The organism is Rhodococcus sp. PBTS 1 (assembly GCF_001620025.1).
Classification (GTDB): domain Bacteria; phylum Actinomycetota; class Actinomycetes; order Mycobacteriales; family Mycobacteriaceae; genus Rhodococcoides; species Rhodococcoides kroppenstedtii.
Genome location: NZ_CP015219.1, coordinates 2,936,837 through 2,963,567 on the forward strand (window position 1 = coordinate 2,936,837; position 26,731 = coordinate 2,963,567).

Here is a 26,731-nt window from a genome sequence, read left to right on the forward strand (position 1 = left end):
GAGTCATGACCGAATCGGGTGCCTACCGCCGGGCGTACGACGCCGCCGCCGCCGATCCGGACGCCTTCTGGCTGGACGCCGCGACGGCCGTCGATTGGGACGTGCCGCCCACACGCGCCCTCGATTCGTCGCGTCCGCCCTTCTACCGCTGGTTTCCGGACGGCCGGCTCAACACCTGCGTCAACGCCCTCGATCGCCACGTCGCCGGTGGTGCCGGTGACCGGGTCGCCCTGATCCACGATTCGGCGATGACCGGCACCCGGGCGTCGTACACCTACGCCGAGTTGCTGGACCTCGTCGCCCGCTTCGCCGGCGTGCTGCGCGAGCACGGTGTCGGCACCGGTGACCGCGTGGTGATCTACCTGCCGATGATTCCGGAGGCGGTGATCGCCATGCTGGCGTGCGCCCGCCTGGGCGCCGTGCATTCCGTGGTCTTCGGCGGATTCGCCGCCAAGGAACTCGCCGCCCGTCTCGACGACGCCGCACCGGTCGCCGTCGTCACCGCCACCGGCGGCCTCGAACCCGGCCGCACCGTCGACTACGTCGAGCCCGTCCGCACAGCGTTGAACCTGTCCACGGCCTCGCCCTCGGCGGTGATCGTCAAGCGGCGCACCGAGATTCCCGCGGACGTGCCGGACGACTGGGTGGACTTCGACGACGCCCTGGCCGCCGCGTCGCCCGCCGATCCGGTCTCGGTGGCGGCCACCGATCCGCTCTACGTGCTCTACACCTCCGGCACCACGGGCAAGCCGAAGGGCGTGGTGCGGGACAACGGTGGTCACGCCGTCGCCCTGACGTGGTCGATGCGCGCGATCTACGACATCGGGCCCGGCCAGGTCATGTGGACCGCGAGCGACGTCGGGTGGGTCGTCGGCCACAGCTACATCGTCTACGGCCCGCTGTTCGCCGGGGCGACGACGGTGCTGTACGAGGGCAAGCCCGTCGGTACCCCGGACGCCGGGGCGTTCTGGCGGGTGATCGCCGATCACGGTGTGCGCGTACTGTTCACGGCTCCGACCGCACTGCGGGCGATCCGCAAGGTCGACCCCGATGCCGCCTTGCTGGCCGACCACGACACCAGCTCGCTCGACGCACTGTTCGTCGCGGGCGAGCGCCTCGACCCGGACACCTTCGCGTGGGCGTCGCGGGTCCTGGACCGGCCCGTCGTCGACCACTGGTGGCAAACCGAGACCGGGTGGCCCATCTGCGCCAATCTTCGTGGCCTGGAACCCATGCCGATCAAGGCCGGTTCCCCCACCGTGCCGGTTCCCGGCTTCCGGGTCGCCGCGGTCGACGCCTCCGGTGACCCCGTGCCCGCCGGGACCGAGGGATCCATCGTGGTCGAACTCCCCCTGCCGCCCGGCACGCTCACCGGACTGTGGAACGACGACACACGCTTCGTCGAGTCGTACCTCTCGGCGTTCGACGGGTACTACCTCACCGGCGATTCCGGGCTGATCGACGAGGACGGGTACCTGACCGTCCTGGGCCGCACCGACGACGTCATCAACGTGGCCGGGCACCGATTGTCCACGGGCAGTATCGAAGCCGTCGTCGCCACGCATCCGGCCGTCGCGGAGTGCGCGGTGATCGGCGTGCACGACGAGACCAAGGGGCAGAAGCCGTCGGCCTACGTCGTACTCAAGGCCGGCGCCGACATCACCGAGGACCAGCTGCGGACCGACCTGATCGCGGCCGTCCGGGCGGACATCGGCGCCGTCGCCTCGTTCAAGGACGTCACGGTCGTGGCCGCGCTGCCGAAGACGCGCTCGGGGAAAATTCTGCGCAACACCATGCGGCAGATGGCCGACGGCGCGGAGGTGGTGGTCCCGTCCACCATCGAGGACGCCTCCGTGCTCGACGCTCTGGCCGAGGCGTTCCGCGGGCGGGTGTGAATCCTGTGCAGTAATCCGCGTTCAGTGCCGATTACTGCACACGATCGGTCGGTACCCTCGGTCGCCATGGACACCTCGTGGTGGGAGCTGCCGGACGTCCTCCCGGTCACCGTGAACGGGGCATCGGTCGCCACCGTAGCGCTCGGTCCGGACGCGCGGGACGCTGCGGGCGACGTGGTGTTCTGTCACGGCACCCCGTGGTCCTCGGCGGTGTGGGGAGCGGTCGCCCGCCGCGTCGCCCGCACCCACCGGGTCTTCCTCTGGGACATGCCCGGTTACGGCCGATCGACGATGCACCCCGACACCCCGATCGACCTCGCGGCGCAGGGATCGAGACTCGCTGCGCTGCTGGACCACTGGGGGCTCCATCGCCCGCACCTGGTGGCGCACGACGTCGGCGGCGCCGTGGCCCTGCGCGCGCATCTGCTCCACGACCGAGACGCCGCGTCCGTGTTCCTGTGGGACGTGGTGACGCTGGACCCGTGGGGCTCACCGTTCTTCGCGCTCGTCCGCGACCACGTCGACGTGTTCTCCGCCCTTCCCGAGCGACTGCACGGCGCGCTGGTCCGCGAGTACATCGCGGGGGCGGGCGCCCGGCTGACGACGGAGTCGATCGAGCGTCTGGCCGCCCCGTGGCTCGGTGACGCGGGCCGACTCGCCTTCTACCGCCAGATCGGCGCGTTGCGTCCCGAGCACACCCGCCCGGTGGTCGCGCGGCTGGCGGACACGCGGTGCCCGGTGAGCATCGGGTGGGGCGAGGACGATCCGTGGATCCCGGTCGAGCAGGCGCAGCGCCTGGCGGACGCGCTGCCGGGGGATCCGCCGGTGACCATCCTGCCCGGCGTGGGGCACCTCGCCCCGGTCGAGGCGTCCGAGCAGGTGGCCGAGACCCTCCTGGCCCACCTGCGCCGCGTCAGTCCTTGATGGCCGCGAACCGCCGCAGCGCCTCCTCGCGCTCGTGCTTGTGGTCGACGATCGGCTCCGGGTAGTCCTCCGGCCGCCCGTCCTTCAGGGCGTGAACCGCTTTGCCCTCGACGCCGCGCAGTTCCGGCACCCACCGGCGCACGTAGTCACCCTGCGGGTCGAACTTCTCCCCCTGCGTGGTGGGGTTGAACACGCGGAAGTACGGCGAGGCGTCGGTGCCCGTGCCCGCCGTCCACTGCCACCCGTGCTGGTTGCTCGCGATGTCGCCGTCCATCAGGTGCTGCAGGAAGAATCGCGCACCGCGCCACCACGGCAGGTGCAGATCCTTGACCAGGAACGACGCGACGATCATGCGCACGCGGTTGTGCATCCAGTTCTCCGACACCAACTGGCGCATCCCGGCGTCGACGATCGGGAAGCCCGTGCGGCCCTCGCACCACGCGTCGAACAACTCGTCCGCGTGCTTGCCGGAGTCCAGTTCGATCTTGTCGAACCGCTTGTCGTAGTTCTCGCGGGCGCTGTCGGGACGCTGGAACAGCACGTCGGCGTAGAAGTCGCGGAAGCACAGCTCGCGCCGATACGGTTCGGCCGCTTTGCCTTTCAGGTCCGCGAGCAACGTCCGCGGGTGGATCATCCCGTACTTGAGGTACACCGACATGCGGCTGGTGCTGTCGAGATCGGGCCGGTTGCGCTCGTCGCCGTAGCCGCTCGCCCGATCGTCGACGAAGTCCTTCCACGCCGAGAGCGCTTCCTTCTCCCCGATCTCGGCGTCGACGTGATGCTTCTCGCTCGGAACCTTCACGCGCCGAGGCCCTCCCGAGACGTCGCCGGGGTCGATCCACGACGCCGTGGACGCCGACGTGTCCGCCGGGTCCCGCCAGCCGTGTTCCTGCCACCGCTTGTAGAACGGCGTGAACACCTTGAAGGGGTCGCCGTCGTCCTTGGTGATCCGCCCCGGGGAGACCGTGTACGGCGAGCCGGTGAAGACCAGGTCCACCTTCTCCCCCACCTGCTCGTCCCGACGTCGTCCGTACGGTCCGAAGTCCTCGCTCGCGTGCACGGCCTCGGCCCCGACGGCCTTCGCGACCTTCGGCACCGCCGTCCCCGGGTCGCCCTTCACCACCAGCAATCGGCCGTCCAGCGCCTCGTCGAGGGACCCCAGGGCGCGGTAGAGCACGTCGCGGCGCGCGGCGCCGGCGGGATCGAGCAGCGCCGGGTCGAGCACGAACAGCGCCAGCACGTCGCCCCCGGCCTCCGCGGCGTGCGCGAGCGCGGGGTGGTCGCCCAGCCGGAGGTCGCGACGAAACCACAGGACGGTGGGCGCGGTGCTCATGATGGGAGTTCGTACCCGAAATCCCCGCGCGACGAACACGGCAGAATGGCCCCGTGCCCGATTCCGCCACCGTCCTCGTCGTGGACGACGACGCCGACGTCCTCGCCTCCCTCGAACGCGGACTCCGCCTCAGCGGGTTCACGGTGATCACCGCCCCGGACGGCGCCGTGGCACTCGACCTGGTCGAGGCGCGGCGACCCGACGTGGTGGTCCTGGACATGAACATGCCGGTGCTCGACGGCAGCGGGGTGGTCTCCGCGCTGCGCGCCCGCGGCAACGAGGTACCGGTGTGCGTGCTCAGCGCGCGCAGCTCGGTCGACGACCGGATCGCCGGCCTCGAGGCCGGTGCGGACGACTATCTGACCAAGCCGTTCGTTCTCGCCGAACTCGTCGCCCGCATCAACGCGATGCTCCGGCGCCGGACGGTCCCGGCCGAGGAGCCCGACGGCGCCGTCGTCGTGGGACCGCTCACCGTGGACGAACCGGGTCACCGCGCGATCATCGCCGGTCGCACCCTCGACCTGACCAAGCGGGAGTTCGAGTTGCTCGCCGTGCTCGCCCGCAACCACGGTGTCGTCCTCAGCCGCGAGCGCCTGCTGGAACTCGTCTGGGGTTACGACTTCGTGGCCGACACCAACGTCGTCGACGTCTTCGTCGGCTACCTGCGCCGCAAGATGGAGGCCGACGGCACGCCGCGCGTTCTGCACACGGTCCGCGGCGTGGGGTTCGTGCTGCGGCCCGGAGCATGAGGCGCGCGTTCTCGCTGCGCGCCCGTGTGGCGGCGGCGACCGCCCTCGGGGCGATCATCATCGTCTCGCTCATCGGCTGGTACGTGGCCGCGGCGATCTCCCGGAACAACGTGCTCCAGCTGGACCGGCGGCTGGAACTGGCGTCCGACGTGGTCGTGCCGCGGGCGCAGACGTTCGAGATGTTCCTCGGCTTCCTCGGCGAGTCCGAGGCGTTCGGCATCACCATTCGGCAGAACGGCACCGTCCGGGCGAGCACGCAACCGGAGCTGCCGGCGCTCGGACCCGGGTCGACGACGGTGGACGTCGACGGGGTGCCGTTCCGCGTCTACACCGCCGACGTCCCCACCCGCGCGGGCGCGACCGTGTCGATCGCGGTGCCCCTGTCGGAGGCCCAGGACATCACGGACGACCAGCAGTGGCAGGTGCTGCGGGCCGGCGTCCTCGCCGTCGGCGCGTCGACCGTGCTGGGCTGGCTGCTCGGCGGCCGCGCCGTGCGGCCGCTGATGCGGCTGACCCGCGACGTCGCGCGCGAACCTCCCGTCCCGCCGCGGCGGTCCACCGGGGTGCGGGAAGCGGACGAGCTCGCCGCCGCCGTGGCGGACATGCTTCAGCGCGTGGAGGACGCCCGCGCGCGCACCGAGAGCGCCCTCGAGACGGCCCGTGACTTCGCGGCGGTGTCGGCACACGAACTGCGGACGCCGCTGACGGCCATGCGCACCGACATCGAGGTCCTGCGCACCCTCGATCTCTCCGACGAGCAGCGGCAGGAGATCCTGGCCGACCTGCAGCGCACCCAGGGACGCGTGGAGACGACGCTCGGAGCGCTGGAGAAGCTGGCCTCCGGCGAATTGACGACGGCGGCCGAGCGCGTCCCGATGGACGCCGTGGACGTGGCCGATCTGGTGGCGCGGGACGCGGCCCGCTCGGTGCCCGGCGTCGCGGTGCGGGTGGAGGCGACGGAACCCGTTCCGCTGCACGGCCATCCGGCCGGTCTGCGGCTGGCCCTGGACAACGCCGTGCGCAACGCGGCCCGTCACGGCCGAGCGAGCACGGTGGTGATCGGCGTCGAGCGCACGTCGACCGGTGCACGGATCGTGGTCGACGACGACGGCACGGGCATCCCGGAGGCCGAACGGGAGCGCGTGTTCGGCCGCTTCGAGCGGGGCGCGGGAGCGGCGCCGGGCGGCTCGGGACTGGGGCTGGCCCTGGTGGCCCAGCAGGCTCACCTGCACGGCGGAACCGCACGAATGGAGGAGAGCCCGCTGGGCGGGGCACGCGTGGTGCTCGAGGTCGGTGAGGACCCCGGGCCGATCAGGCGTTCAGCAGATCGATGACGAAGACGAGCGTCTTGCCGGACAGCCGGTGGCCGGCGCCGGCGGGACCGTAGGCGAGCTCCGGCGGGATGGTCAGCCGGCGACGGCCGCCGACCTTCATGCCGGGAATGCCGTCCTGCCACCCCTGGATCAGACCGCGCAGCGGGAAGGTGATGGACTCGCCGCGGTTCCAGGACGAATCGAACTCCTCGCCGGTGTCGAACTCGACGCCCACGTAGTGGACCTCGACGGTGCCGCCGGGCTTCGCCTCCGCACCGTCGCCGACGGTGATGTCCTCGACCACGAGATCGGTGGGCGGCGGGCCGGGCTGGAACTCGATCTCGGGCTTGGTCACGACATTCTCCTCGTCTGACCGGGCGGGCGCCCGATCGCGAACTGCGGTGTTCGTACCGAATCACCCTAACGCGGTTGTCGTCAGCCGATCGGCGACGGCATGCGTTCGACCGTGTAACCGCAGGTCGAGCGGCGGTCCAGGACCGGATCGTGCAGCTCGACGCGCCAGGACGAGGCGAACTGCTCGACCCCCGGAGCCATCTGGACGGTGCCGGAGAGCAGGACGGTGCCGGCGCGGAAGAGATCGCGCTCGGCGAGCGCGTCGAGCCAGTGGTCGGGCGTCAGCAGGTCCGCGAGCGACGCGTCCTGGATGAGGACGTCGTCCGCCCACGCGCGCAGTGTGATGCGGTCGAGATGGTCCGCGACCTCGGTGAGTTTCCACGCCGTCTCGCCGAGGACGTCGGGCGAGGCGTTCTTGCTCCACGCCACCCCGTGCACCTCGAGCTCGCGGTCGGTGTGATCGCACGCCACGGTCAGCAGGACGTCGTCCCGAGTGTCGCCGGTGACGATCAGCGCCCACTCCGCCTCGCCGGACGTGCGCCCGTGCTGGACCGCCACCGACGACGTCTGCTGCGCCAGGTAAGGCGAGACGGGGTAGAGCGCCGGCGTGGTGGTGGGAGCGGGCACACCGAGCTCCGCCAGTTCGGCGATGTGGGCGGCCACCTCCTCCTGGTTCCGGCCGGCGTATCCGGCGTTGAGGAGGGCGTGGACCTCGACCGTCCGGGTACTGCCGTCGGGCAGAGCGAAGGTGAGGGTGGTGGCGTCGGTCATGAGCGGTCTCCGTTCAGGTGTTCGTCAGAGCTGGAATCTCGTGAAAACTCTGTGTTTCGTCTGCGCCCGGGGCTTGCGCATACGTTCTGTATACAGCAAGTATATGACCTACGACACCCCGAAAGGAACTTCATGGACGCCACCACACACGACGGAAGGCAGACAGGGCGGCCCGACCGCAAGTCCCTGACCAAGGCTTTCGCGGCCAGCCTGACCGGCACGGCCCTGGAGTGGTACGACTTCGCGGTCTACTCCGCCTCCGCCGCGCTGATCTTCCCGATCATCTTCTTCCCCGAGTCCGACCCGCTCACGGGAACTCTGCTCGCGTTCTCCACCTATGCCGTCGGCTACGTCGCGCGCCCCGTCGGCGGATTCGTGTTCGGCCGGCTCGGCGACGTCATCGGACGCAAACAGCTGCTGGTGATCACCCTGCTGCTCATCGGCGTCACGACGTTCCTCATCGGACTCCTGCCCGGCTACGCCAGCATCGGCGTCGCCGCACCAATCATCCTGGTGCTGCTGCGCTTCGCCCAGGGTGTCGCCGTCGGCGGCGAATGGGGCGGCGCCGTGCTGCTGTCCAGCGAGTACGGCAATCCTCGGCGCCGCGGATTCTGGTCCTCGGCCGCTCAGATCGGCCCGCCCGCCGGCAACCTCATGGCCAACGGCGCTCTCGCCGGCCTCACGTTCGCCCTCACCGAGGAGCAGTTCGAGTCCTGGGGCTGGCGCGTGGCGTTCCTGTTCTCCGCGGTGCTGGTCGGCTTCGGACTCTGGATCCGCCTCAAGCTCGAGGACACCCCCGTCTTCAAGGCCATCCAGGAGAGCGGCGACCGACCCGAGGCGCCGGTCACCGAGGTCTTCCGCACGCAGACCCGTCCGTTGATCGCGGCGATCCTCTCCCGCATCGCGCCCGACGTGATCTACGCGCTCTTCACCGTCTTCTCCATCACCTACGGCGTGTCCAAGCTCGGGTTCGTCCGCAGCGAGGTGCTGACGGCCATCCTCATCGGCTCCGCCTTCCAGCTCGTCACCATTCCGCTGGCCGGTGCCGTCAGCGACGTGATCAACCGCCGGCTGGTCTACGCCGTGGCGGCCGTCGGCGGCGTCGTGTGGGTCGCCGTGTTCTTCCTGCTCATCGGCGGCAACTCGTTCGGCATGCTCGTGCTCGGCGTTGTGGTGGGCCTGACGTTCCACTCGTTCATGTACGGCCCGCAGGCGGCCTTCGTCACCGAGCAGTTCTCGCTGCGCCTGCGGTCGACGGGCGCGTCCCTGGCCTACACCATCGCCGGAGTCTTCGGCGGCGCCATCGCACCGCTGATGTTCACGTTCCTGCTGGACCGCTTCGACAGCTGGGTCCCGGTGTTCTTCTACATCGTGGTGACCGGCGCACTGACCGTGGCCGGACTCGTGCTCGGGCGCGGTCCCGACCCGGCCGAGGAAGAGCAATACGTCGCGCGGAAGCTCAGCCCCGCAACAGAATCCGCGTCGTGACCGTCAGGTGTGCATCGATCGCCTCCGCCGACGCGGCGGCATCGCCGGAGCGAAGGGCGTCGACGATGGCCCGGTGCTCGGTGCACACCTGATGTTTGCGGTCCGGAGCGCCGAACAGGGCCGACAGACCGGCCCGCAGCTGCCGCGCGCGCAGTCCGGCGTACGTGTGGGAGAGCAGTTCGCTGCCCGCCGCGTCGATGAGGTGTTGATGGAACGCGCCGTCGAGGGCGATGAACGTGCGGGCATGATCCTCGGCGGCGCCCTCGCTCAGCGCTTCCTGCTGGTCGAGGGTGTCCGACATCCGCTCCACCGGAACGGTTCCCGCCGTCAGACACAGATCGGCCGCGTGCCGTTCGAGCACACCGCGCAGATCCATCAGCTCCCCGATCTGACGGCCGGACATCGGCGGGACGTACGCCCCGCGACCGCGGACCATCTCGATCAGCCCCTCGGACACGAGCAGCAGGAGCGCCTCGCGCACCGGCGTCCGCGAGACGCCGATCTGCGACGCCAGCTCACCCTCGTTGAGAAAAGTCCCCGTCGCGGCCGGCGACGACAACACCTGGTCGCGCAGGTAGGCGTACGCGCGCTCGCGGCCCGACAGTTCGTGCATACAGTATGTATACCCGAGCATCCACCACCCGTGGTCGGTCGTCGACCGTCCGTCCCCACGTCAGGAGTGTTCCATGAAGATTCGTCTCGCTCAGGTCACCACGTCGCGCGACCCGAAGGAGAATCTCGACATCGTCCGCGACGCGGTGCGCAGCGCGGCCGACGCCGGGGCCCGACTGTGCGTGCTCCCCGAGGCGACCATGCGCCGCTTCGGTGGGTCCATCGTCGACGTCGCCGAGCCTCTCGACGGGCCGTGGGCGACGGCGGTGCGCGCGGCCGCCGACGAGGCCGGCATCACCGTGGTGGCGGGCATGTTCACCCCCGCCGCCGACCACGGTGACGGCGAGTCGGGTGCCGCCGAGCGGGTCCGCAACACCCTCCTGATCACCGGCGGCGGTGTCGAGGCCTCGTACGACAAGATCCACCTCTTCGACGCCTTCGGATTCGCCGAATCCGACACCGTCGCACCGGGATCGGATCCCGTGGTGGTCGACGTCGACGGCGTCGGCGTCGGCTTCGCGACGTGCTACGACATCCGGTTCCCCGGCCTCTTCCAGACCCTCGCCGATCGCGGCGCCCAGCTGATCGTCGTCCCGGCGTCGTGGGGTCGCGGACCCGGCAAGGTCGACCAGTGGACGTTGCTCGCCCGCGCCCGCGCGCTGGACTCGACGACGTTCGTCGCCGCGTGCGGCCAGGCCGACCCGGCGGCGTCGGGCATCGAGATCACCGGCACCGCCCCCGTCGGGATCGGGCATTCGATGGTGGTCTCCCCCACCGGGGAGATCCTCGACGAGCTCACCGACGCACCCGGCGAGCTGACGATCGACCTCGACGTCACCGACCTCGAGGCCGTGCGCCGGAACCTCCCCGTCCTCGCGAACCGCGTCTTCTGACCCACCGCACACGGATAAGGGGGCACCGGCCGAAGCCGGTGCCCCCTTATCCGTGTCGCGCGTGGTGTCAGCTGCGCCCGTCGATGCCCTCGTAGGCACGCTCGGTGTAGCCGGTGTAGATCTGACGCGGACGGCCGATCTTGCCGTTCGGGTCCTGGTGCATCTCCTGCCAGTGCGCGATCCAGCCGGGCAGGCGGCCCAGCGCGAACAGCACCGTGAACATGCGCTCCGGGAAGCCCATCGCGCGGTAGATCAGACCGGTGTAGAAGTCGACGTTCGGGTACAGCTTGCGCTCGACGAAGTAGTCGTCGTTCAGGGCGACCTCTTCGAGCTTCATCGCGATGTCGAGCAGCTCGTCACCGGAACCCAGCTTCTCGAGGATCGAGTGCGCGGTCTTGCGAACGATGGCCGCACGCGGGTCGTAGTTCTTGTAGACGCGGTGGCCGAAGCCCATGAGCTTGACCCCCGCCTCCTTGTTCTTCACCCGGTTCAGGAAGTCGGCGCTGTCGCCGCCCTCTCCCTGAATGCGGTAGAGCATCTCGAGCACGGCCTGATTGGCACCGCCGTGCAGCGGGCCCCACAGCGCGTTGATGCCGCCCGAGATGGACGTGAACAGGTTGGCATCCGAGGACCCCACCAGGCGCACCGTCGACGTCGAACAGTTCTGCTCGTGGTCGGCGTGCAGGATCAGCAGCATGTCGAGGGCCTTGACCAGCTCCGGATCGGCCTCGTACGGCTCGGCCGGGAAGCCGAACGTCATGCGCAGGAAGTTCTCGACGTAGCTCTTCGAGTTGTCCGGGTACAAGAACGGCTGACCGACCGACTTCTTGTACGCGTACGCCGCGATGGTCGGCAGCTTGGCCAGCAGACGGATGGTCGAGAGCTCGACCTGCTCGGGATCGTCCGGGTCCAGCGAATCCTGGTAGTACGCCGACAGGGCGTTGACCGCCGAGGACACCACCGGCATGGGGTGCGCGTTGCGCGGGAAGCCGTCGAAGAACCGCTTGAGGTCCTCGTGCAGCAGCGTGTGCCGACGGATGCGGTCGGTGAACGCGTCCAGCTGCTCGGTGGTGGGGAGCTCGCCGTAGATCAGCAGGTAGCTGACCTCGATGAACGAGGACTTCTCCGCCAGCTGCTCGATCGGGTACCCGCGGTAGCGCAGGATGCCCTCGGCACCGTCGATGTACGTGATCGCCGACTTGGTGGACGCGGTGTTGACGAACCCGCCGTCCAGCGTCGTGTATCCCGTGTTCGCGAGCAGCTTGCCCAGCTCGATACCGTCGTTGCCTTCGGTGGCTCGCGCGATGGTCATCTCGTGTTCGCCACCGGGGTAGATCAGCTTGGCGGTGGCGGCGTTGTCGGCATTCTCAGCGGGCACGAAGGGTCCCTCTCGAGCTCGGTGGTAACGGAACTTGTGGTGTCGGAGATAAAACCTAGCCGTCGGTGACCTCGGACGCCCACGGAGGGTCCGCCCCCGGCCGCGAAACGGTGATCGCGGCGGCGCGAACCGCGAACTCCGCGGCCCGTCGCCACGCGTCGTCGTCCAGCCCGCGCAGCGCGTCCGGACCGTCCACGCCGTGCCCGGTGAGGTGGTGCAGCATCGCGCCGTGCACCGTGTCGCCGGCGCCGATGGTGTCTGCGACCTCGACCGTCACCCCGTCCACCGACACCTCGCCGCCCGCGGTGACCACCGTGATGCCGTCACCGCCGCGGGTGATCACCACGGCGGTGACGCCCGCCGCCAGCCAGTCCGCCGGCGTCGTTCCCGACGGGCCCTCCGCCAGCCACGCCGCGTCCTCCACGGACACCTTGAGCACGTCCACCGACGGCAACCACCCGCGGAACCGCAGTCGATACCCGTCGCCGTCGGTCATCGCGGCCGGTCGGATGTTGGGATCGAGCATGGTCACGACGCCGTCGTCGTGCAGGCGGGCGAGCAGCGCGGCGTAGACCGACGCGCCGGGCTCGTAGAGCAACGACAACGTCCCGAACGACGCCGCGGTCACCGACTTCGGAATCGTCGCGGGCTCCTCGACCAGCCGGTCCGCCGTGCCCTCGGCGTAGAACGAGTACTCCGCCGAGCCGTCGGAGCCGAGCGTGGTCAACGCCAGCGTCGTGAGCTCCGGGCCGCGCTGCAGCACGTCCAGGCCGACGTGCGACGCCTCGAGCCACGCGACGAGGTCCCGCCCGAACGGGTCGGTGGAGATGCGCGAGAGGAACTGCACGTCGGACCCGAGACGGCCGAGGGCGACCGCGACATTGAACGGTCCGCCGCCGAGCCGCGGCGCGAGCGTGGGGCCGCCGTCCTGCGGCACCAGGTCGACCAGGGCCTCGCCGCACACCAGGATCGTCACGACGCGCTCCCTGCTCCGTCGGTCGCGACGCCCAGTCCCCACGCGCCCGTCCACGTCTCCCCCGGTGTCAGGACGACGAGGTCGACGCCGGAGTTCAGGGCGTCCGGCGGGCACGTCATGGGCTCGATCGCGAGCGCCCGGCCGCGATCCGGATACGCCTGATCGTGCGCGGGGTCGGCCGTGAAGACCTGCACCCACGGGAACTGTGCGTCGGTCCACACGACCGTGGCCGGGCCGTCGGGCGGCGTGAGGTACTGGCGCGACCTCCCGTCGGCGTCCGGCACCAGCGCGCTGAACGGGGTGTCGAGCCACACGCCCGCGAGGCGCCGTGGCGTGGCGAAGTCGGCGTCGGTGCCGCCGACGGGGACCGGGCCGCCGGCCGGCAGGTTCCGCTCCGGATCGAGCGGCAACCGCACCCCGGCCGACAGGTGCAGCGTGCACTCGTCGAGCGGCGCGTCCCCGGCCCGGGCGAAGGCGTGGACGCCGAGGCCGAACGGCGCCTCGGTGTCGCCGAGGTTGGTCGCGGTGTGCGTGACGGTCAGCCCGTCGTCGGCCAGCGCGTGGCGGACGGTCAGGCGCAGCGGGAACGGCCATCCCGGCTCACCGCCCACCTCGATGGCGTGCGTGACGGACGAGTCGGTGCGGTCGACGACGTCCCAGTCCCGACGGCGGACCAGACCGTGACTGGCGTTGTTCCGCGCCGCCTCGGTGATCTCGAGACGGTGCGTCGTACCGCCGAAGGCGAACTCGCCGTCACGCGTGCGGTTGGGCCACGGCGCCAGGACCAGACCGGCCGACAGCGGCGGCTTCTCCCCGGCGGGCCAGGTCTCCGTCAACGCCCGCCCCGACCGCTCGAGCAGGCGCAATCCCGCTCCCCGCCTCGCGACGTCGGCGCGGTACTCGCCGTGGGCCAACGCGGTGGTCGCGTCCTCCGGTGCCATGGCAGCACGCTACCGCGATCGCTACAGTCGACGCGGTGTCCCTTGCTCTTCCCGCACCCGGTCCGGTCGAGTCCCCGGCCGTGACCCCGCGGTGGTTCGACCGCACCGTCGTCGACATCGTCGTCGTCGTGGCCGCGCTGGTCGTCTTCAACCTCACCGCCCACTTCGCTCCCACCCCCGTCGCGGTCGCGGCCGTGCCGGTGGGTGCGCTCCTGCTCGTCGCCTTCGCCCGCGCCCGCGGGGTCCAGTGGGCCGATCTCGGACTGCGCAATCTCGGCCGGGGTGCCCGACACGGCGCCGCCGCTGCAGCCGTCACGCTGGCCGTCGTCGCGATCGCGGCCTCGATTCCCCTCACGCAGAGCGCATTTCTCAACGAGCGCTACGGCGTGAACGTCGGCGCCACCCTCGTGGCCGCGCTGATCATCATTCCCCTGCAGACCGTCATTCCCGAGGAGCTCGCGTTCCGCGGCGTCCTCCACGCGAAACTGTCCCGGCGCTTCGGTTTTCGCGGCGTGGCGATCATCGGGTCCCTGCTGTTCGGGCTGTGGCACGTCGCGTCGTCGCTCGGTCTGACGGTGGGCAACGACGGGTTCTCGGCCGTGCTCGGCACCGGGCTGTTCGGCCAGATCGTCGGCGTCTGCGGCGCCGTCGCCGGCACCACGATCGCCGGTTTCGTCTTCACCTGGCTGCGCCATCGCGGGCGCAGCGTGCTCGCCCCCATCGGTCTGCACTGGGCGCTCAACGGCGCCGGCGCGCTCGCAGCACTCACCGTGTGGCAGATGACGCACTGACCTCCGTTCCGGACAGCTCCAGCCGGTTCGCCAGATCCTCGACGACCCGGTCGAAATAGCGATCGGTGTCCGCCGTGACACCCACCAGATGGCCGAACCGGTCGAACGACACGGCACCGAAGACGGTGATCCACGCGCTCAACGTGCGTTCCACCAGGTCGTCGTCCAGGACCGCCGCGCTCGCCTCGCCGCTGGTCTCGCGCACGAACGCGCGCACGGGTTCGTACAGATCGGTGCGCGCGCCGGACCCGTCCCGCGGCCGAGCCAGCCGGTCCTCCACGACGATGCGCACCAGTACCGCGGTGGGGCGTGTCGCCGGGCCGACGGTGTCCCGCGGGGCGGAGTAGCCGGGGACGGGTGAGCCGTAGAGCAGGGCGTACTCGTGCGGGTGCGCGGCCGACCAGTCCCGGATGGCCGCGCACGCCGCACGCCACCGGTCCCGCGGCGATTCCTCGGGGCGATCCGCGGCCTCGACGGCGGCGCCCAACTCGTCGTAACACGCGACGATCAACGCCGTGAGCAGGTCGTCCCGGCTGGCCACGTAGCGGTACACCGCCGACGAGACCTTGCCGATGTCCCGCGCCACCGCCCGCAGCGAGAGCGCCGCCGGACCCACCTCGGCCAGCTGCCGCCTCGCCGACGCCAGGATCTCGGCGGTCAGCTCGTCGCGGGCCCTCTCCCGTGCCGTGGTCATGGACCGAGCCTAACCGAGAGCAGTGCTCTTGACACTCGAGAGCAGTGCTCTCATTCTGGTGCCGAGAGCAGTGCTCTCCCTTTCCGAACAGGAGCTCACCATGTCCGATCGTCACGTCGTCGTCGGGGCCGGTCCCGTCGGCACCCACCTCGCCCGCCTGCTCGTCGCGCGCGGATCCGAGGTGGTCCTCGTCAGCCGCCGCGGAGTCGGCGTCCCCGGCGCCACCGCCGCGGCCCTCGACGCCGCCGACACCGACGGCCTCACCGCCCTCACCGAGAGCGCCGTCGCCCTGTACAACTGCGTCAACCCCGCCGACTACACGCAGTGGCGCGCGGTGTGGCCACCGATCGCCCGGTCGCTGCGGACGGTCGCCGAACGCACCGGCGCCGTCCTCGCCGTCACCGGGTGCCTCTACCCCTACGGGCCGGTGCCCGGCGGCGTCATGCGCGAAGGCATGCCCGATGCCGCCACCGACGCCAAAGGCGTTCTGCGCGCGCAGATGTGGGCCGAGCTTGCCGACGCGCACCGGGCCGGCACCCTGCGCGCCGTCGAGGTACGCGCGTCCGACTACATCGGCACCGGCGTCGGCGCCAACGGCCACGTGACCCGCGTCCTGCCCGCCGCCCGCGCCGGCCGGACGGCATGGGTGATCGACGCCGCCGACGTTCCGCACTCCTTCACCGACGTCCTCGACGAGGCCCGCGCCCTGGTCGCCGTCGTCGACGACCCGTCGACCTGGGGACAGGTGTGGCACGCGCCCACCAACCCGCCCGTGACGCTGCGACGCGCGATCGGCGACGTTCTCGATACGGCCGGGATCCCGCCGGTGCCGGTGCGCGTGATTCCGCGCGTCGTCACGCGGGCCGGTGGGCTCGTCGTCCCGATGATGCGCGAGCTGAACGAGCTGTCCTACCAGCGCACGCGGCACTACGAGATCGACTCGACCCGGTCGCAGGAGGAGCTCGGCCTCGCGCCGACGCCGTGGAAGGAGGTGTGCCGCCGGACGGGCCTGTGAGTCAGGCCGCGGCACCCACCCGGTACTTCACGAACGCCGGGATGGCGAACGCCGCCACCGTCACGCCCACGATCACCAGCACGCCGCCGCCCGCCGCCGCGGCCGCCGTCCCCACCAGGAACGCGGCCGCGCCGTGCAGGACGTCGCCCACCCGAGGCCCGCCGGCGACCACCACGATGAAGACGCCCTGGAGCCGACCGCGCATGTCGTCGGTGGCCACGGACTGGAGCATCGAGCTGCGGAAGGCCGCGGAGATCATGTCCGCGCCGCCGCCGAGGGCGAGGAATCCCAGCGCCGCGTACAGCGCCCAGCCCCGCTCGCCGACCGTGGCCAACGCGATCGACACACCGAACCCGATCATCGCGACGCCCCACACGACGATGCAGGCGATCACAGCGACCCCCTGGCGTCGTACTCGCGGGAGCCAGCCCGAGAACACGCCGCCCAGCACCGCACCCGCCGACAGCGACGCGAACAGCAGGCCGAGCACCAGACCACCTTCCGCGGGATCCCCGAACGTCTCGGTGGCCACCTCCGGGAACAACGCCCGCGGCATACCGAAGACCATCGCGACGATGTCGACGACGAACGACGCCAGCAGCACCTTCTGGGTGGCCAGATACGCGAAGCCCGCGATCACCTCGCGCAGACCCGCGCGGCGGACGTCGCCGGTGGGCGGAATCGGCGGCAGCCGCAGGACCGCCCACAGCGTCACCGCCAGGGCGACGGTGTCGATCAGGTACAACGTCGGCAGGCCGAACGCGGGGATGAGTGCACCCGCCAGCATCGGACCCGCGATCGCGCCGAAGTTGAACACGGTCATGTTCAACGAGTTCGCGGCGGGCAGATCCTTCGCGTCGATCAGGCGCGGGATGATCGCACTGCGCGTGGGCTGGTTGACCGCGAAGAATCCCTGTTGGACGCCGAGGAGGATCAGGACGACCCAGACGTTGTTCGTCCCCAGATGCGCCTGCAACCAGAGCAGGAACGAGGTGGTGCCGACGCCGATCGTGGTGATGGCGAGGAGCGTGCGGCGGTCCATCACGTCGGCGAGCGCGCCGCCCCACAGACCGAAGACGATCAGCGGCACCAACGCGAACGCGCCCGCCAGCCCCACGTATGCCGAGCTGGAGGTGATCCGGAAGATCTGCTGCGGCACCGCGACCACCGACAACTGTGCCCCGATGACGGTGACCACGCCGGACGCCCACAGCCGCCGGAAGTCCCGGTTCCTCAGTGGAGTGGTGTCGGCGAGAACGCGACTCACGGCTGGAGGCGGACCACGGCGCCGTCTCGGGGCGTGATCCGCAACCGGTTGTGCAGCCTGTTGTTCCGTCCTTGCCAGAACTCCACCGTCTCGGCCGCGATCAGGTAGCCGCCCCAGTGCGGCGGCACCGGGACCTCGCCGCCCTCGAACCGTCGCGTCACCTCGGCGAGTTGCCGTTCCAGCTCTGCCCGTGAGGCGATGGGCCGCGACTGCTCCGACGCCCACGCCCCCAGCTGCGACCCCCGCGGGCGGGTCGCCCAGTACGCCGCCGTCTCCTGCTCCGACACCCGCGTCACCGGGCCGCGCACGGTGACCTGCCGCTGGATCCCGATCCACGGGAACGTCGCCGACGCGACGGGACGACCCGCGAGGTGACCACCCTTCTCCGAGGTGTGGTTGGTGTAGAAGACGATGCCGTCGTCACGCATCTCCTTGCACAGCACCGTCCGCGTGGCGGGCCGCCCCTCCCCGTCCACCGTGCCGAGCACGATCGCGTTCGGCTCCGGCAGCCGCGCGTCGATCGCCTGCTGCAGCCACGATCGCGCGAGCGCGAGCCACCCGCCGGCCAGATCCGCCTCGGTGACATCGGCGTCGCCGCCGTAGGCGACCCGCATGTCGGCGAGGTCGACGCGCTGGGATTCGTCGTTCACTCGTCGGAAGGTACTCCCGGCGTCCGACACGCGAAGCGCAGCACTAGGGTGCGATTCATCGGGCCTGTCCGCCGGCCCCACGCACGAATCGAGGTCTTGCGATGGCACCGACGTTGCCCGAGAACTTCTCCCCCGGTCTCGAAGGCGTCGTCGCCTTCACCACCGACATCGCCGAGCCCGACAAGGACGGCGGCGCACTGCGCTACCGCGGCGTCGACATCGAGGACCTCGTGGCCCGCGGCGTGACGTTCGGCAACGTGTGGGCGCTGCTGGTCGACGGCCGCTTCGGCCCCGGACTGCCGCCCGCCGAGCCGTTCCCGCTGCCCATCCACACCGGCGACGTCCGCGTCGACGTCCAGGCGGGACTCGCGATGCTGGCCCCCATCTGGGGGTACCAGCCGCTGCTCGACATCGACGACGACACCGCCCGCGAGAACCTCGCCCGCGCCTCCGTCATGGCCCTGTCCTACGTCGCGCAGTCCGCCCGCGGCATCTACCAACCCGCCGTTCCCCAGTCGCGGATCGACCAGTGCGCCACCGTCACCGAACGGTTCATGACCCGATGGAAAGGCGACCCGGACCCCGCCCACACCGAAGCCGTCGACGCCTACTGGGTCTCCGCCGCCGAGCACGGCCTCAACGCATCCACCTTCACCGCGCGCGTGATCGCCTCGACGGGCGCCGACGTCGCCGCGTCGCTTTCCGGAGCCATCGGCGCCATGTCCGGACCGCTGCACGGCGGTGCGCCGGCCCGCGTGCTGCCGATGATCGAGGAGGTCGAGCGCACCGACGACCCCCGCGGGCTGGTCAAGGGCATCCTCGACCGCAAGGAGAAGCTCATGGGCTTCGGGCACCGGGTCTACCGGGCCGAGGACCCCCGCGCCCGCGTCCTGCGCGCCACGGCCCAGCGACTGAACGCTCCGCGCTTCGAGGTGGCCGCGGCGCTGGAGCAAGCTGCCCTCGCCGAGCTGCGCGAGCGGCGCCCGGACCGCGCCATCGAGACCAACGTCGAGTTCTGGGCGGCGGTGATCCTCGACTTCGCCGAGGTGCCGGCGCACATGATGCCCGCCATGTTCACCTGCGGCCGGACCGCCGGCTGGTGCGCGCACATCCTCGAGCAGAAGCGGCTGGGGCGGTTGGTGCGGCCCGCCGCCGTCTACACCGGCCCCGAGCCCCGCTCCCCCGAGTCCGTGGAGGGGTGGGCCACCATCGCGTAGGGCGGCTCCCCGGTTGTGGTGCGGCGCCCCGGATCGGGGGCGCCCGATCGGAATCGGGGCGCCGTTCACCAAGTCCGAGGGTCCGGCAACGCGGCCGCGAGCTCGAAAGCACGACGGATACGCTCGGCCAGGGCGTGCGGCGCCGCCAGATCCGCCCACACCCAGCGGACGACCACCCAGCCGTGAGAGCGGAGGAGGTCTTCCCGGCGCTTCTCCTCGAACAGCACCCGCCTCGGCGTACTCCCCGTCGGTACCAGCTCCGAGTACTTCACGAAACCGTCGAACTCCCCGATGACGCCCACGTCCCAGAGGAAGTCCGGTCGTGCGAGGAAGCGGCCCGACTCGTCGTACAGCGCCACCTGCAGCCGTGGTGGCGGGAACCCCATCGCATGCAGCATGACTCGACTGCGCGACTCACCGACGCTGCCGCTCAGTCCGTCGAGGAACGTCACGACCCGAGTCGCCGCCCGCCGCCCCGCGCGAGAGCCGACCGCCACCGCGTCGTGCACCTCGGCAGCCGTCACCGCGCCCGATCGCACTGCGGAGTCGCCGACGCAGACGGCCGCTTCGAACGACAGGGTCCGACCGAGATCCGCCACGGTGCGTGCGACGGTCGTGACCGGGAGGCCGTCGACCGTCGTCACGTGGTCGCCGGGCAGAGACGCAGCATGCAGGTGCCGGCGCGTGGTGCGCTTGCCTCCGCGCGGACGGTCGACGGTCGTGTGCACCAGCGTGAGGTCGGGATTCCACAGACCGAGACGGTGCACGACCGCCGCCGACTGATGACTGACCACCGAGCGATCGCCCGTCACGGCGGCCCGGATGTCGTCGAGGTGCCTCTGCTCCGGAGACATCCCCTCCCGACGAGCGGCGTCCGCGTAGACACCGGGCCGAAGGCGGACCAGGGTGCCGTCGCCAACCGCGCGCCTGATGCCGTCGTCGGTGGTCCCCAGCGCCAATAGTTCCCGGCGCGTCCACAGCTCGCCGTCCCGTGTTCCCATGTACTCAGCCTGAGCCGCCGCGGTCGTACGGCGGGCTCGCCCGAACCGACCTGTGGAACGGCTCCCCGGTTGTGGACCGGCGAACCCGATCGGAGGCGCCGGAACGAAACAGGGGTGCCGTTCACCCGACCCGGGGCGGACCGCACCGGGGCGCGGGACCTGCACCGACTACCCTGAGGGCGCCGGTACCGCCACGACCATAAGGACTCATCGACACATGGCCGACAACCTGACCATTCCTGCCGACCTCAAGCCCGGCGACGGACGCTTCGGGTGCGGCCCGTCGAAGGTTCGTCCGGAGCAGTTGCAGTCCCTGGTGGACGCGGGGGCGTCGGTGTTCGGCACCAGCCACCGCCAGAAGCCGGTCAAGGACGTGGTGGGACGCGTGCGGGACGGCTTGCGCGAGCTGTTCGCCCTGCCCGACGGGTACGAGGTGGTGCTGGGCAACGGCGGCACGACGGCGTTCTGGGATGCGGCCGCGTTCGGCCTGATCCGCGAGAAGTCGCTGCATCTGAGCAACGGTGAGTTCAGCAGCAAGTTCGCGTCGGTGGCGAAGGCCAACCCGTTCGTCGGGGACCCGATCGTGGTGACCGCGGAGCCGGGCAGCGCGCCCGAGCCGACGTCGGACCCGTCGGTGGACCTCATCGGCTGGGCCCACAACGAGACGTCGACGGGTGTGGCCATTCCGGTCTCGCGTCCGGCCGGGTCGGAGAACGCGCTGATCGCGATCGACGCGACGTCGGGTGCGGGCGGTCTGCCCGTGAACGTCGCGGACTCGGACGTCTACTACTTCGCGCCGCAGAAGAACTTCGCCGCCGACGGCGGTCTGTGGGTCGCGCTGATGAGCCCGGCCGCGCTGCAGCGCGTCGAGGAGATCGCCGCGAGCAAGCGCTGGGTGCCGGACTTCCTGTCGCTGCCCATCGCGATCGACAACAGCACCAAGAACCAGACGTACAACACCCCCGCGGTCGCGACCCTGCTGCTGTTCGCCGACCAGATCGAGTGGCTTAACGGCAAGGGCGGCCTGGACTGGGCCGTGCAGCGCACCGCGGATTCGTCGTCGCGCCTGTACGACTGGGCGGAGAAGTCGGAGTACGCAACGCCGTTCGTCACCGACCCGGCGCACCGCTCGCAGGTGGTCGGCACCATCGACTTCGACGAGAAGGTCGACGCCGCCGCCGTCGCGAAGACGTTGCGCGCCAACGGCATCGTCGACACCGAGCCGTACCGCAAGCTGGGCCGCAACCAGCTGCGCGTGGGCATGTTCCCGGCGGTGGAGCCGGACGACGTCAGCGCCCTGACGGCCTGCATCGATCACGTGGTCTCCCACCTGTCCTGACGGGTCTGCGTGTCCCCCCGGCGGATGCATCGAGGTGCATTACAGTCGGGGGGAGGTGCAGTGCGAGGGCCCGAGCCGAAGGAGTGATCGTGCGAGAGATCCACGTGATCGGCCTGGCGTCCGACGGCAAGTTCATCGTGTGCGCCGATTCCTCCGGCGAGAAGTTCCGTCTCCCGGCCGACGAGAAGTTGCGTGCCGCCGCTCGCGGTGACGCCGCGCGACTCGGACAGATCGAGATCGAGATGGACTCTCTCATGCGACCGCGCGAGATCCAGGCGCGTATCCGATCCGGCGCCTCCATCGAGCAGGTGGCCAAGGAATCCGGCATGCCGGCCTCGAAGATCGAGCGCTACGCGCACCCCGTGCTGCTCGAACGGTCCCGTGCAGCCGAACTGGCGCAGCAGGGCCATCCGGTGCGCCCCGACGGCCCGGCGGTGATGACCCTCCTCGAGATCGTGACGCAGGCCTTCCGGGGCCGCGGCCACACCATGGAGTCCGCCGAGTGGGACGCCTGGCGGGACGAGGACGGACACTGGATCGCGCAACTGACCTGGCCCGCGGGGCGTCACACCAACACCGCGCACTGGCGGTTCCAGCCCGACGCGCACGGCGGAAGCGTCACCCCGCTCGACGACGCCGCCTCCGAGCTCGTCGACCCCGATTTCGGTCGGCAGTTGCGCGGCCTGGCGCCGGTCGCGGCCGTGCAGGATGCGCCCTCGCAGCAGACCCTGGACGACTACTACGGCGTCGATTCCGACAGCGACCGGGAGGACGCGGCCGTCCTGGACGCCGCGGCGGCCCCCTCCCCGAGCGAGGACGCGTCCGCCGGCGCGGAGACGGCGGACGACTCCGCCGAGGACGCATCCGACCGCGATCCTCGCCCCAAGCCCGCACCCGCGCACCCTGCAGCGAAGGACAAACGGGGCAAGCCGTCGATGCCGTCGTGGGAAGATGTGTTGCTGGGAGTCCGCAGCAACGGTCGCTGACGCGCCGAGACATCCGGACGACGAGGAAGGGGCGCCCGGTGGGGGTGGGTACAGCAGCGTTGTGGTTCGTCGATGCGGTGGATCCGAGTGCGATCCTGCGGCCGGGAGTCCGGTCGAGTCACGACGCCGCGGCGGCCGTCGCGCGACGCCTGCATCCCGGCCTCGAACCGGACCTGGTCGGCATGGCGCCGCTCACGGCGTTCGGGGTGGCGTCCGAGCCGGATCGGGTCCTGGTCGGGTGCTTTCCGGGAGTGACCGTGGTGTGCGCGGCGGAACCCGCCGCGGTGCGCCCGTCGACGGTGTCCGAGACGTGGCGCACGCTCTCCCCCGCCCGCACGGTGTACCTGGTGGCCTCCGAGCGCGAGCACGCCTGGGGTGCGTTCGCGCAATGGACCGACGGCACGCTGCGCCGGTCGTTCAGCGCGGGCCCGACGTACATCTTCGAGGACGAGGGCCTGCCGCAGCCATGGGAGCGTCCGTTCTGGTCCGGCGAGCACCCGCTGCGCTTCGACGGCGACTACCCGGATCCGCAGGCGCTGCCGTTCCACCCGCAGGAGTTCGCCGATGCGGCGGGCGCGCAGTGGCTCGGCGTCCGCATGATCGGTGGCGCGCAGGACGGCGACGTCGATCCGACGTCGGTTCTGTTGTGCGACTTCGTGATGCGTGATCCGGCCGCGCGGCCCGCACCGAACTCGGCGCCCGCGTCGTCGGGGACGCAGTCGACCACGGACGACCAGCCCCGCAAGCGCGGGCTGTTCCGACGGCTGGTGGGCTGACCTACCCCGTCCGCACGCGCTCGTAGAACGCCATCGCCGCGGCGGTCGCGACGTTGAGCGAATCGGTTCCCGGCGCCATGGGAATGCGGGCTCGAATGTCCGTGGCGCGCATGGCATGTTCGGTCAGGCCGGGTCCCTCCGCGCCGAGGAGGAGTGCCACCTTCTCGCCCGTCATCGCCTCCGCCAGCGGCACGGCCTCCGGGTTCGGCGTCAACGAGATCAACTGGAATCCGGCGTCACGCACCTGCCCCAGACCGCGCGGCCAGTCCGGCACGGTGGCGAACGGCACCCGCAGCACGTGGCCCATCGACACGCGAACGGACCTGCGATACAACGGATCAGCCGTCGCACCTCCGAACAGGACGGCGTCGGCGCCGAGACCCGCGGCGTTCCGGAACATCGACCCGAGGTTCTCGTGGTCGTTGACTCCCTCGAGCACGGCGACCGTCCGCGCCCCGTCGAGCACGGCGGCCAGCTCCAGCGGCGGCGGGCGGTGCGCCGCGGCGAGCACGCCCCGATTCAAGTGGAAGCCGACGGCCTCGGCCATGATCTCGGCGGTGGTCCGGTAGAACGGCACGTCGACCCCGTCGAGGTCCTCCGCCAACTCGGTCAGCCGCCGGTCCACCCCCAGCAGCGAGATCGGCTCGAAGCGGGACGCGAGGAGTCGCTGCACCACCAGCACCCCCTCGGCGATGACCAGGCCCTTGCCGCCGGGCAGATCCGGCCGGCGGTCCGAGGAGTTGAGATCCCGGAAGTCGTCGAGGCGGGGATCGGCGGGCGAGGTGATGTCGACGACGTGGACCACGCAGGTGATTCTCCCACCGGACGATCCACCCGACGCACGCGCCCGATAGTGTTCCGTCTCGATGACTACCGACGACACGATCACCCTCCGCCTGGCCACCGAGGACGACTGGGACGCCATCGCGCTGCTCGATGCGCACGCCTTCGGCGAGCACCAGAACAGCGAGGACATGGCGGAGACCAAGCTCCTCACCGCGTCGTCGGAGATCTTCCTCGCCTGCGACGGCGATCTGCCGGTGGGCGTCACGATGCACTTCCCCATGGACGTCACGGTTCCGGGCGGCACCACGCTGCCCGCGACGGGCGTGTCCTGGGTCTCGGTCGCGCCCACGCACCGTCGTCGCGGCATCCTGCGCCGGATGTTCACCGCGCAGCACGAGCGGTTCGAGGAGGCCGGCAAGCCGCTGTCGGTGCTCACCGCGAGCGAGGCCACCATCTACGAGCGGTTCGGATACGGCCCGGCGACGCAGGGGGTCACGTACTCGATCGACCGCCGATTCGCCGCGTTCCGCCCGGACCTCCCCCCGCCCGTCGGCGCGCGTCTGGTGACCAGCGAGCAGGCCCGCGAGCTGCTCCCGGACATCCACCGCCGGTGGCAGCAGCGCACCCCGGGCGCCCAGCCGATGCCGCAGACCCGGTGGCAGCGCTTCTTCGCGGACCGGAAGAACGCCCGCGGCGGCTTCTCCAAACTGTTCTTCGTGGTCCATCCCGACGGCTACGTGGCGTTCCGGCGCGGGTACCGGGTGGGGACGGCGGGAGCGCAGGACGCGCGCATCGTCGACTTCCGGGCCGTGACCGACGAGGCCCGGTCGGCGCTGTGGCAGGTGCTGTGCGGCATCGACCTGGTGGAAACGTTCGAGGTGACCCTGCCGGTCGGCGATCCGCTGCTGACCCTGCTCACCGATCGGCGGGTGCCGCAGGTCCAGTCGGTGAAGGACGGCCTCTGGGTGCGCCTCATGGACGTGCCGGCGGCCCTGTCCGCGCGGACGTACGCGGTGGACACCGATCTCACCGTGGCGGTGGAGGATCCGTTCCTCAACGCGGGTGGGGTGTTCCGAATGGTCGTGCGCGACGGTCACGCCGACGTGGTGCGGACCGACCGTGAACCGGACATCACCGTGTCCTCGTCGGTCCTGGGCAGCCTCTACCTCGGGGCGCATCGCGCGCGGCAGTTCGCCGCCGCGAACCGAGTGCAGGCCACCAGCGAGCGGGCACTGCACGAGTTCGACCTGACGTTCGGCACGCCCCGTCAGCCCGAGATCGGCTGGTTCTTCTGATCCGGTACGGCCACTCCAGCCGAGTCCGCTGACGTCGCGCGCGCCCCGCGGGTGACGACGACGGCCGCCACGGTTCCGGCGACGACAGAGACGATGCCGCCGAGGACCAGCGGTGCGCGCGGGTCGAGGACGTCCGCGGCCCAACCGAGGATGGGACTGCCGATCGGGGTGCCGCCGAGGAAGCACAGCATGTAGATGCCCATGACCCGCCCCCGCATGTCCGACGGGACGGTGGCCTGCAGAATGTTCATGGCCACGGTGGAGAACGTCAGCTGGACCAACCCGGCCGGAATCAGCAGGGCCGCCACCGCCCAGAACGCGGGAGCCAACCCCGCCGCCGTCTCGAAGATCCCGAACACGATGGCCGAGGCGACGAAGAGGCGGAGCCCGGGCGTGCCGCGTCGCCGGGCGGCGAGGGTGGCGCCGATGAGCGTGCCGACGGCGAGCACCGTCGAGAGCAGCCCGTAGGCGTCGGCGTCGCGGCCGAAGGTGTTGCGCGTGATCACCGACAGCGCGAGCGGAAAGTTGATGCCGAAGGTCGACACGACGGACACGGTCGCGAGCACCACACAGAGATCGCGCCGGCTCGCGACGTAGCGGAACCCCTCGCGCACCTGCCCGGACTGTCGGGGCGCGCGGTCGACGCGGAAGAGTTCGTCGGTCCGCATCGCCGCCAGACCGGCGAAGACGGCAGCGAAGGACACCGCGTTGGCCAGGAAGACCCACCCGGTGCCGACGGCGGTGATGGCGACGCCGGCGATGGCGGGACCGACTATGCGGGCGAGATTGAACGTCATCGAGTTCAGACCGATGGCGTTCGGCAGTCGGTCCGGTCCGACCATCTCGATGGTGAACGACTGCCGCACCGGGGCGTCGACGGCGGACGAGCATCCGAGCAGCAGGGCCAGCACGTAGACGTGCCAGAGTTCGACGACGCCGCCGACGTCGAGCAGGCCCAGCACCAGACCGAACACGGCGGCGGCGGCCTGGGTGCCCATGAGCAGCCGACGCTTGTCGTAGCGGTCGGCCAGCACGCCGCCCCACACGGAGAGCACCAGGGTGGGGCCGAACTGCAGGGCCATCACGATGCCGACGGCGACGGCGTTGCCGTCGGACAGCGTCAGGACCAACCAGTCCTGGGCGATGCGCTGCATCCATGTCCCGATGAGCGAGACGATCTGCCCCGAGGCCCAGAGGCGGTAGTTCCGGGTGTGCAACGCGTCGAAGAGCGACGGGCGGTCTGTGGCCCCCGACGATCCCCGCCACAGCCGGAGTCGAGGAGATCGT

The 26,731-nt window shown here is 70.9% G+C and carries 26 protein-coding genes; 13 read left to right on the forward strand and 13 right to left on the reverse strand.

What is annotated here, in order from left to right; genetic code table 11:
* Nucleotides 1-5 precede the first annotated feature (5 nt).
* Nucleotides 6-1,895 (forward strand): AMP-binding protein, encoded by a 1,890-nt coding sequence (locus tag A3Q40_RS13370; protein ID WP_068102863.1) that lies wholly within the window; start codon nucleotides 6-8, stop codon nucleotides 1,893-1,895.
* Between the two features lie 66 nt (nucleotides 1,896-1,961).
* On the forward strand, nucleotides 1,962-2,819 hold the full coding sequence (locus tag A3Q40_RS13375; RefSeq protein WP_068102864.1) for an alpha/beta fold hydrolase: 858 nt from the start codon (nucleotides 1,962-1,964) through the stop codon (nucleotides 2,817-2,819).
* Here the strand turns inward: A3Q40_RS13375 and A3Q40_RS13380 are convergent.
* On the reverse strand, nucleotides 2,809-4,152 hold the full coding sequence (locus A3Q40_RS13380) for a cryptochrome/photolyase family protein (RefSeq protein WP_068102866.1): 1,344 nt from the start codon (nucleotides 4,150-4,152) through the stop codon (nucleotides 2,809-2,811). The two genes, A3Q40_RS13375 and A3Q40_RS13380, sit on opposite strands and share 11 nt — an antisense overlap.
* Before the next feature lie 53 nt (nucleotides 4,153-4,205).
* Between A3Q40_RS13380 and A3Q40_RS13385 the strand changes: the two genes are divergently transcribed.
* Both A3Q40_RS13385 and A3Q40_RS13390 read left to right on the forward strand, forming a co-directional pair.
* Nucleotides 4,206-4,901 (forward strand): response regulator transcription factor, encoded by a 696-nt coding sequence (locus A3Q40_RS13385; protein ID WP_068102868.1) that lies wholly within the window; start codon nucleotides 4,206-4,208, stop codon nucleotides 4,899-4,901.
* Complete coding sequence (locus A3Q40_RS13390) at nucleotides 4,898-6,235, forward strand: sensor histidine kinase (RefSeq protein ID WP_082833919.1); 1,338 nt, start codon at nucleotides 4,898-4,900, stop codon at nucleotides 6,233-6,235. The genes A3Q40_RS13385 and A3Q40_RS13390 overlap by 4 nt, the downstream gene beginning before the upstream one ends.
* Here A3Q40_RS13390 and A3Q40_RS13395 read toward each other — a convergent pair.
* Both A3Q40_RS13395 and A3Q40_RS13400 read right to left on the reverse strand, forming a co-directional pair.
* Nucleotides 6,213-6,569 (reverse strand): FKBP-type peptidyl-prolyl cis-trans isomerase, encoded by a 357-nt coding sequence (locus A3Q40_RS13395; RefSeq protein WP_068102869.1) that lies wholly within the window; start codon nucleotides 6,567-6,569, stop codon nucleotides 6,213-6,215. The genes A3Q40_RS13390 and A3Q40_RS13395 overlap by 23 nt on opposite strands.
* Before the next feature lie 80 nt (nucleotides 6,570-6,649).
* A complete protein-coding gene (locus A3Q40_RS13400) occupies nucleotides 6,650-7,339 on the reverse strand; it encodes a DUF2848 domain-containing protein (RefSeq protein WP_068102871.1) in 690 nt (229 codons plus the stop codon).
* Between the two features lie 132 nt (nucleotides 7,340-7,471).
* On the opposite strand from A3Q40_RS13400, the gene A3Q40_RS13405 reads away from it, so the two are divergent.
* Nucleotides 7,472-8,827 (forward strand): MFS transporter, encoded by a 1,356-nt coding sequence (locus A3Q40_RS13405; protein WP_068102873.1) that lies wholly within the window; start codon nucleotides 7,472-7,474, stop codon nucleotides 8,825-8,827.
* On the opposite strand, the gene A3Q40_RS13410 is transcribed toward A3Q40_RS13405, so the two are convergent.
* Nucleotides 8,799-9,440, reverse strand: coding sequence for a GntR family transcriptional regulator (locus A3Q40_RS13410; protein ID WP_068102874.1), 642 nt, complete (start codon nucleotides 9,438-9,440; stop codon nucleotides 8,799-8,801). The genes A3Q40_RS13405 and A3Q40_RS13410 overlap by 29 nt on opposite strands.
* 73 nt (nucleotides 9,441-9,513) lie before the next feature.
* Here A3Q40_RS13410 and A3Q40_RS13415 point away from each other — a divergent pair, with 73 nt between their 5' ends.
* On the forward strand, nucleotides 9,514-10,332 hold the full coding sequence (locus tag A3Q40_RS13415) for a carbon-nitrogen hydrolase family protein (protein WP_068102878.1): 819 nt from the start codon (nucleotides 9,514-9,516) through the stop codon (nucleotides 10,330-10,332).
* 67 nt (nucleotides 10,333-10,399) lie between these two features.
* Here the strand turns inward: A3Q40_RS13415 and A3Q40_RS13420 are convergent, their stop codons facing one another.
* The 3 genes from A3Q40_RS13420 to A3Q40_RS13430 are packed head-to-tail and all read right to left on the reverse strand — an operon-like array spanning nucleotide 10,400 to nucleotide 13,627.
* Nucleotides 10,400-11,710, reverse strand: coding sequence for a citrate synthase (locus tag A3Q40_RS13420; RefSeq protein ID WP_074922243.1), 1,311 nt, complete (start codon nucleotides 11,708-11,710; stop codon nucleotides 10,400-10,402).
* A 55-nt stretch (nucleotides 11,711-11,765) separates the two neighbouring features.
* Complete coding sequence (locus A3Q40_RS13425) at nucleotides 11,766-12,686, reverse strand: carbohydrate kinase family protein (protein WP_068102879.1); 921 nt, start codon at nucleotides 12,684-12,686, stop codon at nucleotides 11,766-11,768.
* Nucleotides 12,683-13,627, reverse strand: a complete 945-nt coding sequence (locus A3Q40_RS13430; protein ID WP_068102880.1) for an aldose 1-epimerase family protein — start codon at nucleotides 13,625-13,627, stop codon at nucleotides 12,683-12,685. Before A3Q40_RS13430 ends, A3Q40_RS13425 begins: the two co-directional genes overlap by 4 nt.
* A gap of 80 nt (nucleotides 13,628-13,707) precedes the next feature.
* Between A3Q40_RS13430 and A3Q40_RS13435 the strand changes: the two genes are divergently transcribed.
* On the forward strand, nucleotides 13,708-14,418 hold the full coding sequence (locus A3Q40_RS13435) for a CPBP family intramembrane glutamic endopeptidase (protein WP_068106225.1): 711 nt from the start codon (nucleotides 13,708-13,710) through the stop codon (nucleotides 14,416-14,418).
* Here the strand turns inward: A3Q40_RS13435 and A3Q40_RS13440 are convergent.
* Entirely contained in the window at nucleotides 14,393-15,112 is a 720-nt protein-coding gene (locus tag A3Q40_RS13440) for a TetR/AcrR family transcriptional regulator (protein WP_068102881.1), read from the reverse strand. The genes A3Q40_RS13435 and A3Q40_RS13440 overlap by 26 nt on opposite strands.
* 100 nt (nucleotides 15,113-15,212) lie before the next feature.
* Between A3Q40_RS13440 and A3Q40_RS13445 the strand changes: the two genes are divergently transcribed.
* Entirely contained in the window at nucleotides 15,213-16,127 is a 915-nt protein-coding gene (locus A3Q40_RS13445) for an NAD-dependent epimerase/dehydratase family protein (protein WP_068106229.1), read from the forward strand.
* Between the two features lies 1 nt (nucleotide 16,128).
* Here the strand turns inward: A3Q40_RS13445 and A3Q40_RS13450 are convergent, their stop codons facing one another.
* Together A3Q40_RS13450 and pdxH are read right to left on the reverse strand one after the other, a co-directional pair.
* On the reverse strand, nucleotides 16,129-17,394 hold the full coding sequence (locus tag A3Q40_RS13450) for an MFS transporter (RefSeq protein WP_068102885.1): 1,266 nt from the start codon (nucleotides 17,392-17,394) through the stop codon (nucleotides 16,129-16,131).
* Nucleotides 17,391-18,008, reverse strand: a complete 618-nt coding sequence (pdxH, locus tag A3Q40_RS13455; RefSeq protein WP_068106232.1) for a pyridoxamine 5'-phosphate oxidase — start codon at nucleotides 18,006-18,008, stop codon at nucleotides 17,391-17,393. Before pdxH ends, A3Q40_RS13450 begins: the two co-directional genes overlap by 4 nt.
* 137 nt (nucleotides 18,009-18,145) lie before the next feature.
* Between pdxH and A3Q40_RS13460 the strand changes: the two genes are divergently transcribed.
* Nucleotides 18,146-19,261: a citrate synthase 2 gene (locus tag A3Q40_RS13460; protein ID WP_068102888.1), complete on the forward strand. Its 1,116-nt coding sequence runs from the start codon at nucleotides 18,146-18,148 to the stop codon at nucleotides 19,259-19,261.
* 65 nt (nucleotides 19,262-19,326) lie between these two features.
* Here A3Q40_RS13460 and A3Q40_RS13465 read toward each other — a convergent pair whose 3' ends face one another.
* On the reverse strand, nucleotides 19,327-20,262 hold the full coding sequence (locus A3Q40_RS13465) for a type IV toxin-antitoxin system AbiEi family antitoxin domain-containing protein (protein WP_068102889.1): 936 nt from the start codon (nucleotides 20,260-20,262) through the stop codon (nucleotides 19,327-19,329).
* Nucleotides 20,263-20,479: 217 nt separating this feature from the next.
* On the opposite strand from A3Q40_RS13465, the gene serC reads away from it, so the two are divergent.
* The 3 genes from serC to A3Q40_RS13480 all read left to right on the forward strand — a co-directional run bounded on the left by serC (nucleotide 20,480) and on the right by A3Q40_RS13480 (nucleotide 23,363).
* Nucleotides 20,480-21,601, forward strand: a complete 1,122-nt coding sequence (gene serC, locus A3Q40_RS13470) for a phosphoserine transaminase (protein ID WP_068102890.1) — start codon at nucleotides 20,480-20,482, stop codon at nucleotides 21,599-21,601.
* 89 nt (nucleotides 21,602-21,690) lie between these two features.
* Nucleotides 21,691-22,587 (forward strand): septation protein SepH, encoded by an 897-nt coding sequence (gene sepH, locus A3Q40_RS13475; RefSeq protein ID WP_068106235.1) that lies wholly within the window; start codon nucleotides 21,691-21,693, stop codon nucleotides 22,585-22,587.
* Nucleotides 22,588-22,625: 38 nt separating this feature from the next.
* Nucleotides 22,626-23,363: a DUF6928 family protein gene (locus A3Q40_RS13480; RefSeq protein WP_069972956.1), complete on the forward strand. Its 738-nt coding sequence runs from the start codon at nucleotides 22,626-22,628 to the stop codon at nucleotides 23,361-23,363.
* 1 nt (nucleotide 23,364) lies between these two features.
* Here A3Q40_RS13480 and A3Q40_RS13485 read toward each other — a convergent pair whose 3' ends face one another.
* Complete coding sequence (locus tag A3Q40_RS13485) at nucleotides 23,365-24,168, reverse strand: TrmH family RNA methyltransferase (RefSeq protein ID WP_068102894.1); 804 nt, start codon at nucleotides 24,166-24,168, stop codon at nucleotides 23,365-23,367.
* Nucleotides 24,169-24,229: 61 nt separating this feature from the next.
* Here A3Q40_RS13485 and A3Q40_RS13490 point away from each other — a divergent pair, with 61 nt between their 5' ends.
* Nucleotides 24,230-25,444: a GNAT family N-acetyltransferase gene (locus tag A3Q40_RS13490; protein ID WP_068102895.1), complete on the forward strand. Its 1,215-nt coding sequence runs from the start codon at nucleotides 24,230-24,232 to the stop codon at nucleotides 25,442-25,444.
* Here A3Q40_RS13490 and A3Q40_RS13495 read toward each other — a convergent pair.
* Entirely contained in the window at nucleotides 25,417-26,712 is a 1,296-nt protein-coding gene (locus tag A3Q40_RS13495; RefSeq protein WP_082834160.1) for an MFS transporter, read from the reverse strand. The two genes, A3Q40_RS13490 and A3Q40_RS13495, sit on opposite strands and share 28 nt — an antisense overlap.
* Nucleotides 26,713-26,731: the final 19 nt, after the last annotated feature.

Excerpts from the sequence above, each read along its gene's own strand:
- A3Q40_RS13410 (WP_068102874.1), bottom strand. The coding sequence starts at position 9,440 with ATGCACGAACTGTCGGGCCGCGAGCGCGCGTACGCCTACCTGCGCGAC.
- A3Q40_RS13400 (WP_068102871.1), bottom strand. The coding sequence starts at position 7,339 with ATGACCGACGCCACCACCCTCACCTTCGCTCTGCCCGACGGCAGTACC.
- A3Q40_RS13375 (WP_068102864.1), top strand. The coding sequence starts at position 1,962 with ATGGACACCTCGTGGTGGGAGCTGCCGGACGTCCTCCCGGTCACCGTG.
- A3Q40_RS13405 (WP_068102873.1), top strand. The coding sequence starts at position 7,472 with ATGGACGCCACCACACACGACGGAAGGCAGACAGGGCGGCCCGACCGC.
- A3Q40_RS13445 (WP_068106229.1), top strand. The coding sequence starts at position 15,213 with ATGTCCGATCGTCACGTCGTCGTCGGGGCCGGTCCCGTCGGCACCCAC.
- A3Q40_RS13415 (WP_068102878.1), top strand. The coding sequence starts at position 9,514 with ATGAAGATTCGTCTCGCTCAGGTCACCACGTCGCGCGACCCGAAGGAG.
- A3Q40_RS13465 (WP_068102889.1), bottom strand. The coding sequence starts at position 20,262 with ATGGGAACACGGGACGGCGAGCTGTGGACGCGCCGGGAACTATTGGCG.
- A3Q40_RS13390 (WP_082833919.1), top strand. The coding sequence starts at position 4,898 with ATGAGGCGCGCGTTCTCGCTGCGCGCCCGTGTGGCGGCGGCGACCGCC.
- pdxH (WP_068106232.1), bottom strand. The coding sequence starts at position 18,008 with ATGCGGGTCGCCTACGGCGGCGACGCCGATGTCACCGAGGCGGATCTG.
- A3Q40_RS13460 (WP_068102888.1), top strand. The coding sequence starts at position 18,146 with ATGGCACCGACGTTGCCCGAGAACTTCTCCCCCGGTCTCGAAGGCGTC.
- A3Q40_RS13440 (WP_068102881.1), bottom strand. The coding sequence starts at position 15,112 with ATGACCACGGCACGGGAGAGGGCCCGCGACGAGCTGACCGCCGAGATC.
- A3Q40_RS13490 (WP_068102895.1), top strand. The coding sequence starts at position 24,230 with ATGACTACCGACGACACGATCACCCTCCGCCTGGCCACCGAGGACGAC.
- A3Q40_RS13380 (WP_068102866.1), bottom strand. The coding sequence starts at position 4,152 with ATGAGCACCGCGCCCACCGTCCTGTGGTTTCGTCGCGACCTCCGGCTG.
- A3Q40_RS13370 (WP_068102863.1), top strand. The coding sequence starts at position 6 with ATGACCGAATCGGGTGCCTACCGCCGGGCGTACGACGCCGCCGCCGCC.
- serC (WP_068102890.1), top strand. The coding sequence starts at position 20,480 with ATGGCCGACAACCTGACCATTCCTGCCGACCTCAAGCCCGGCGACGGA.
- A3Q40_RS13430 (WP_068102880.1), bottom strand. The coding sequence starts at position 13,627 with ATGGCACCGGAGGACGCGACCACCGCGTTGGCCCACGGCGAGTACCGC.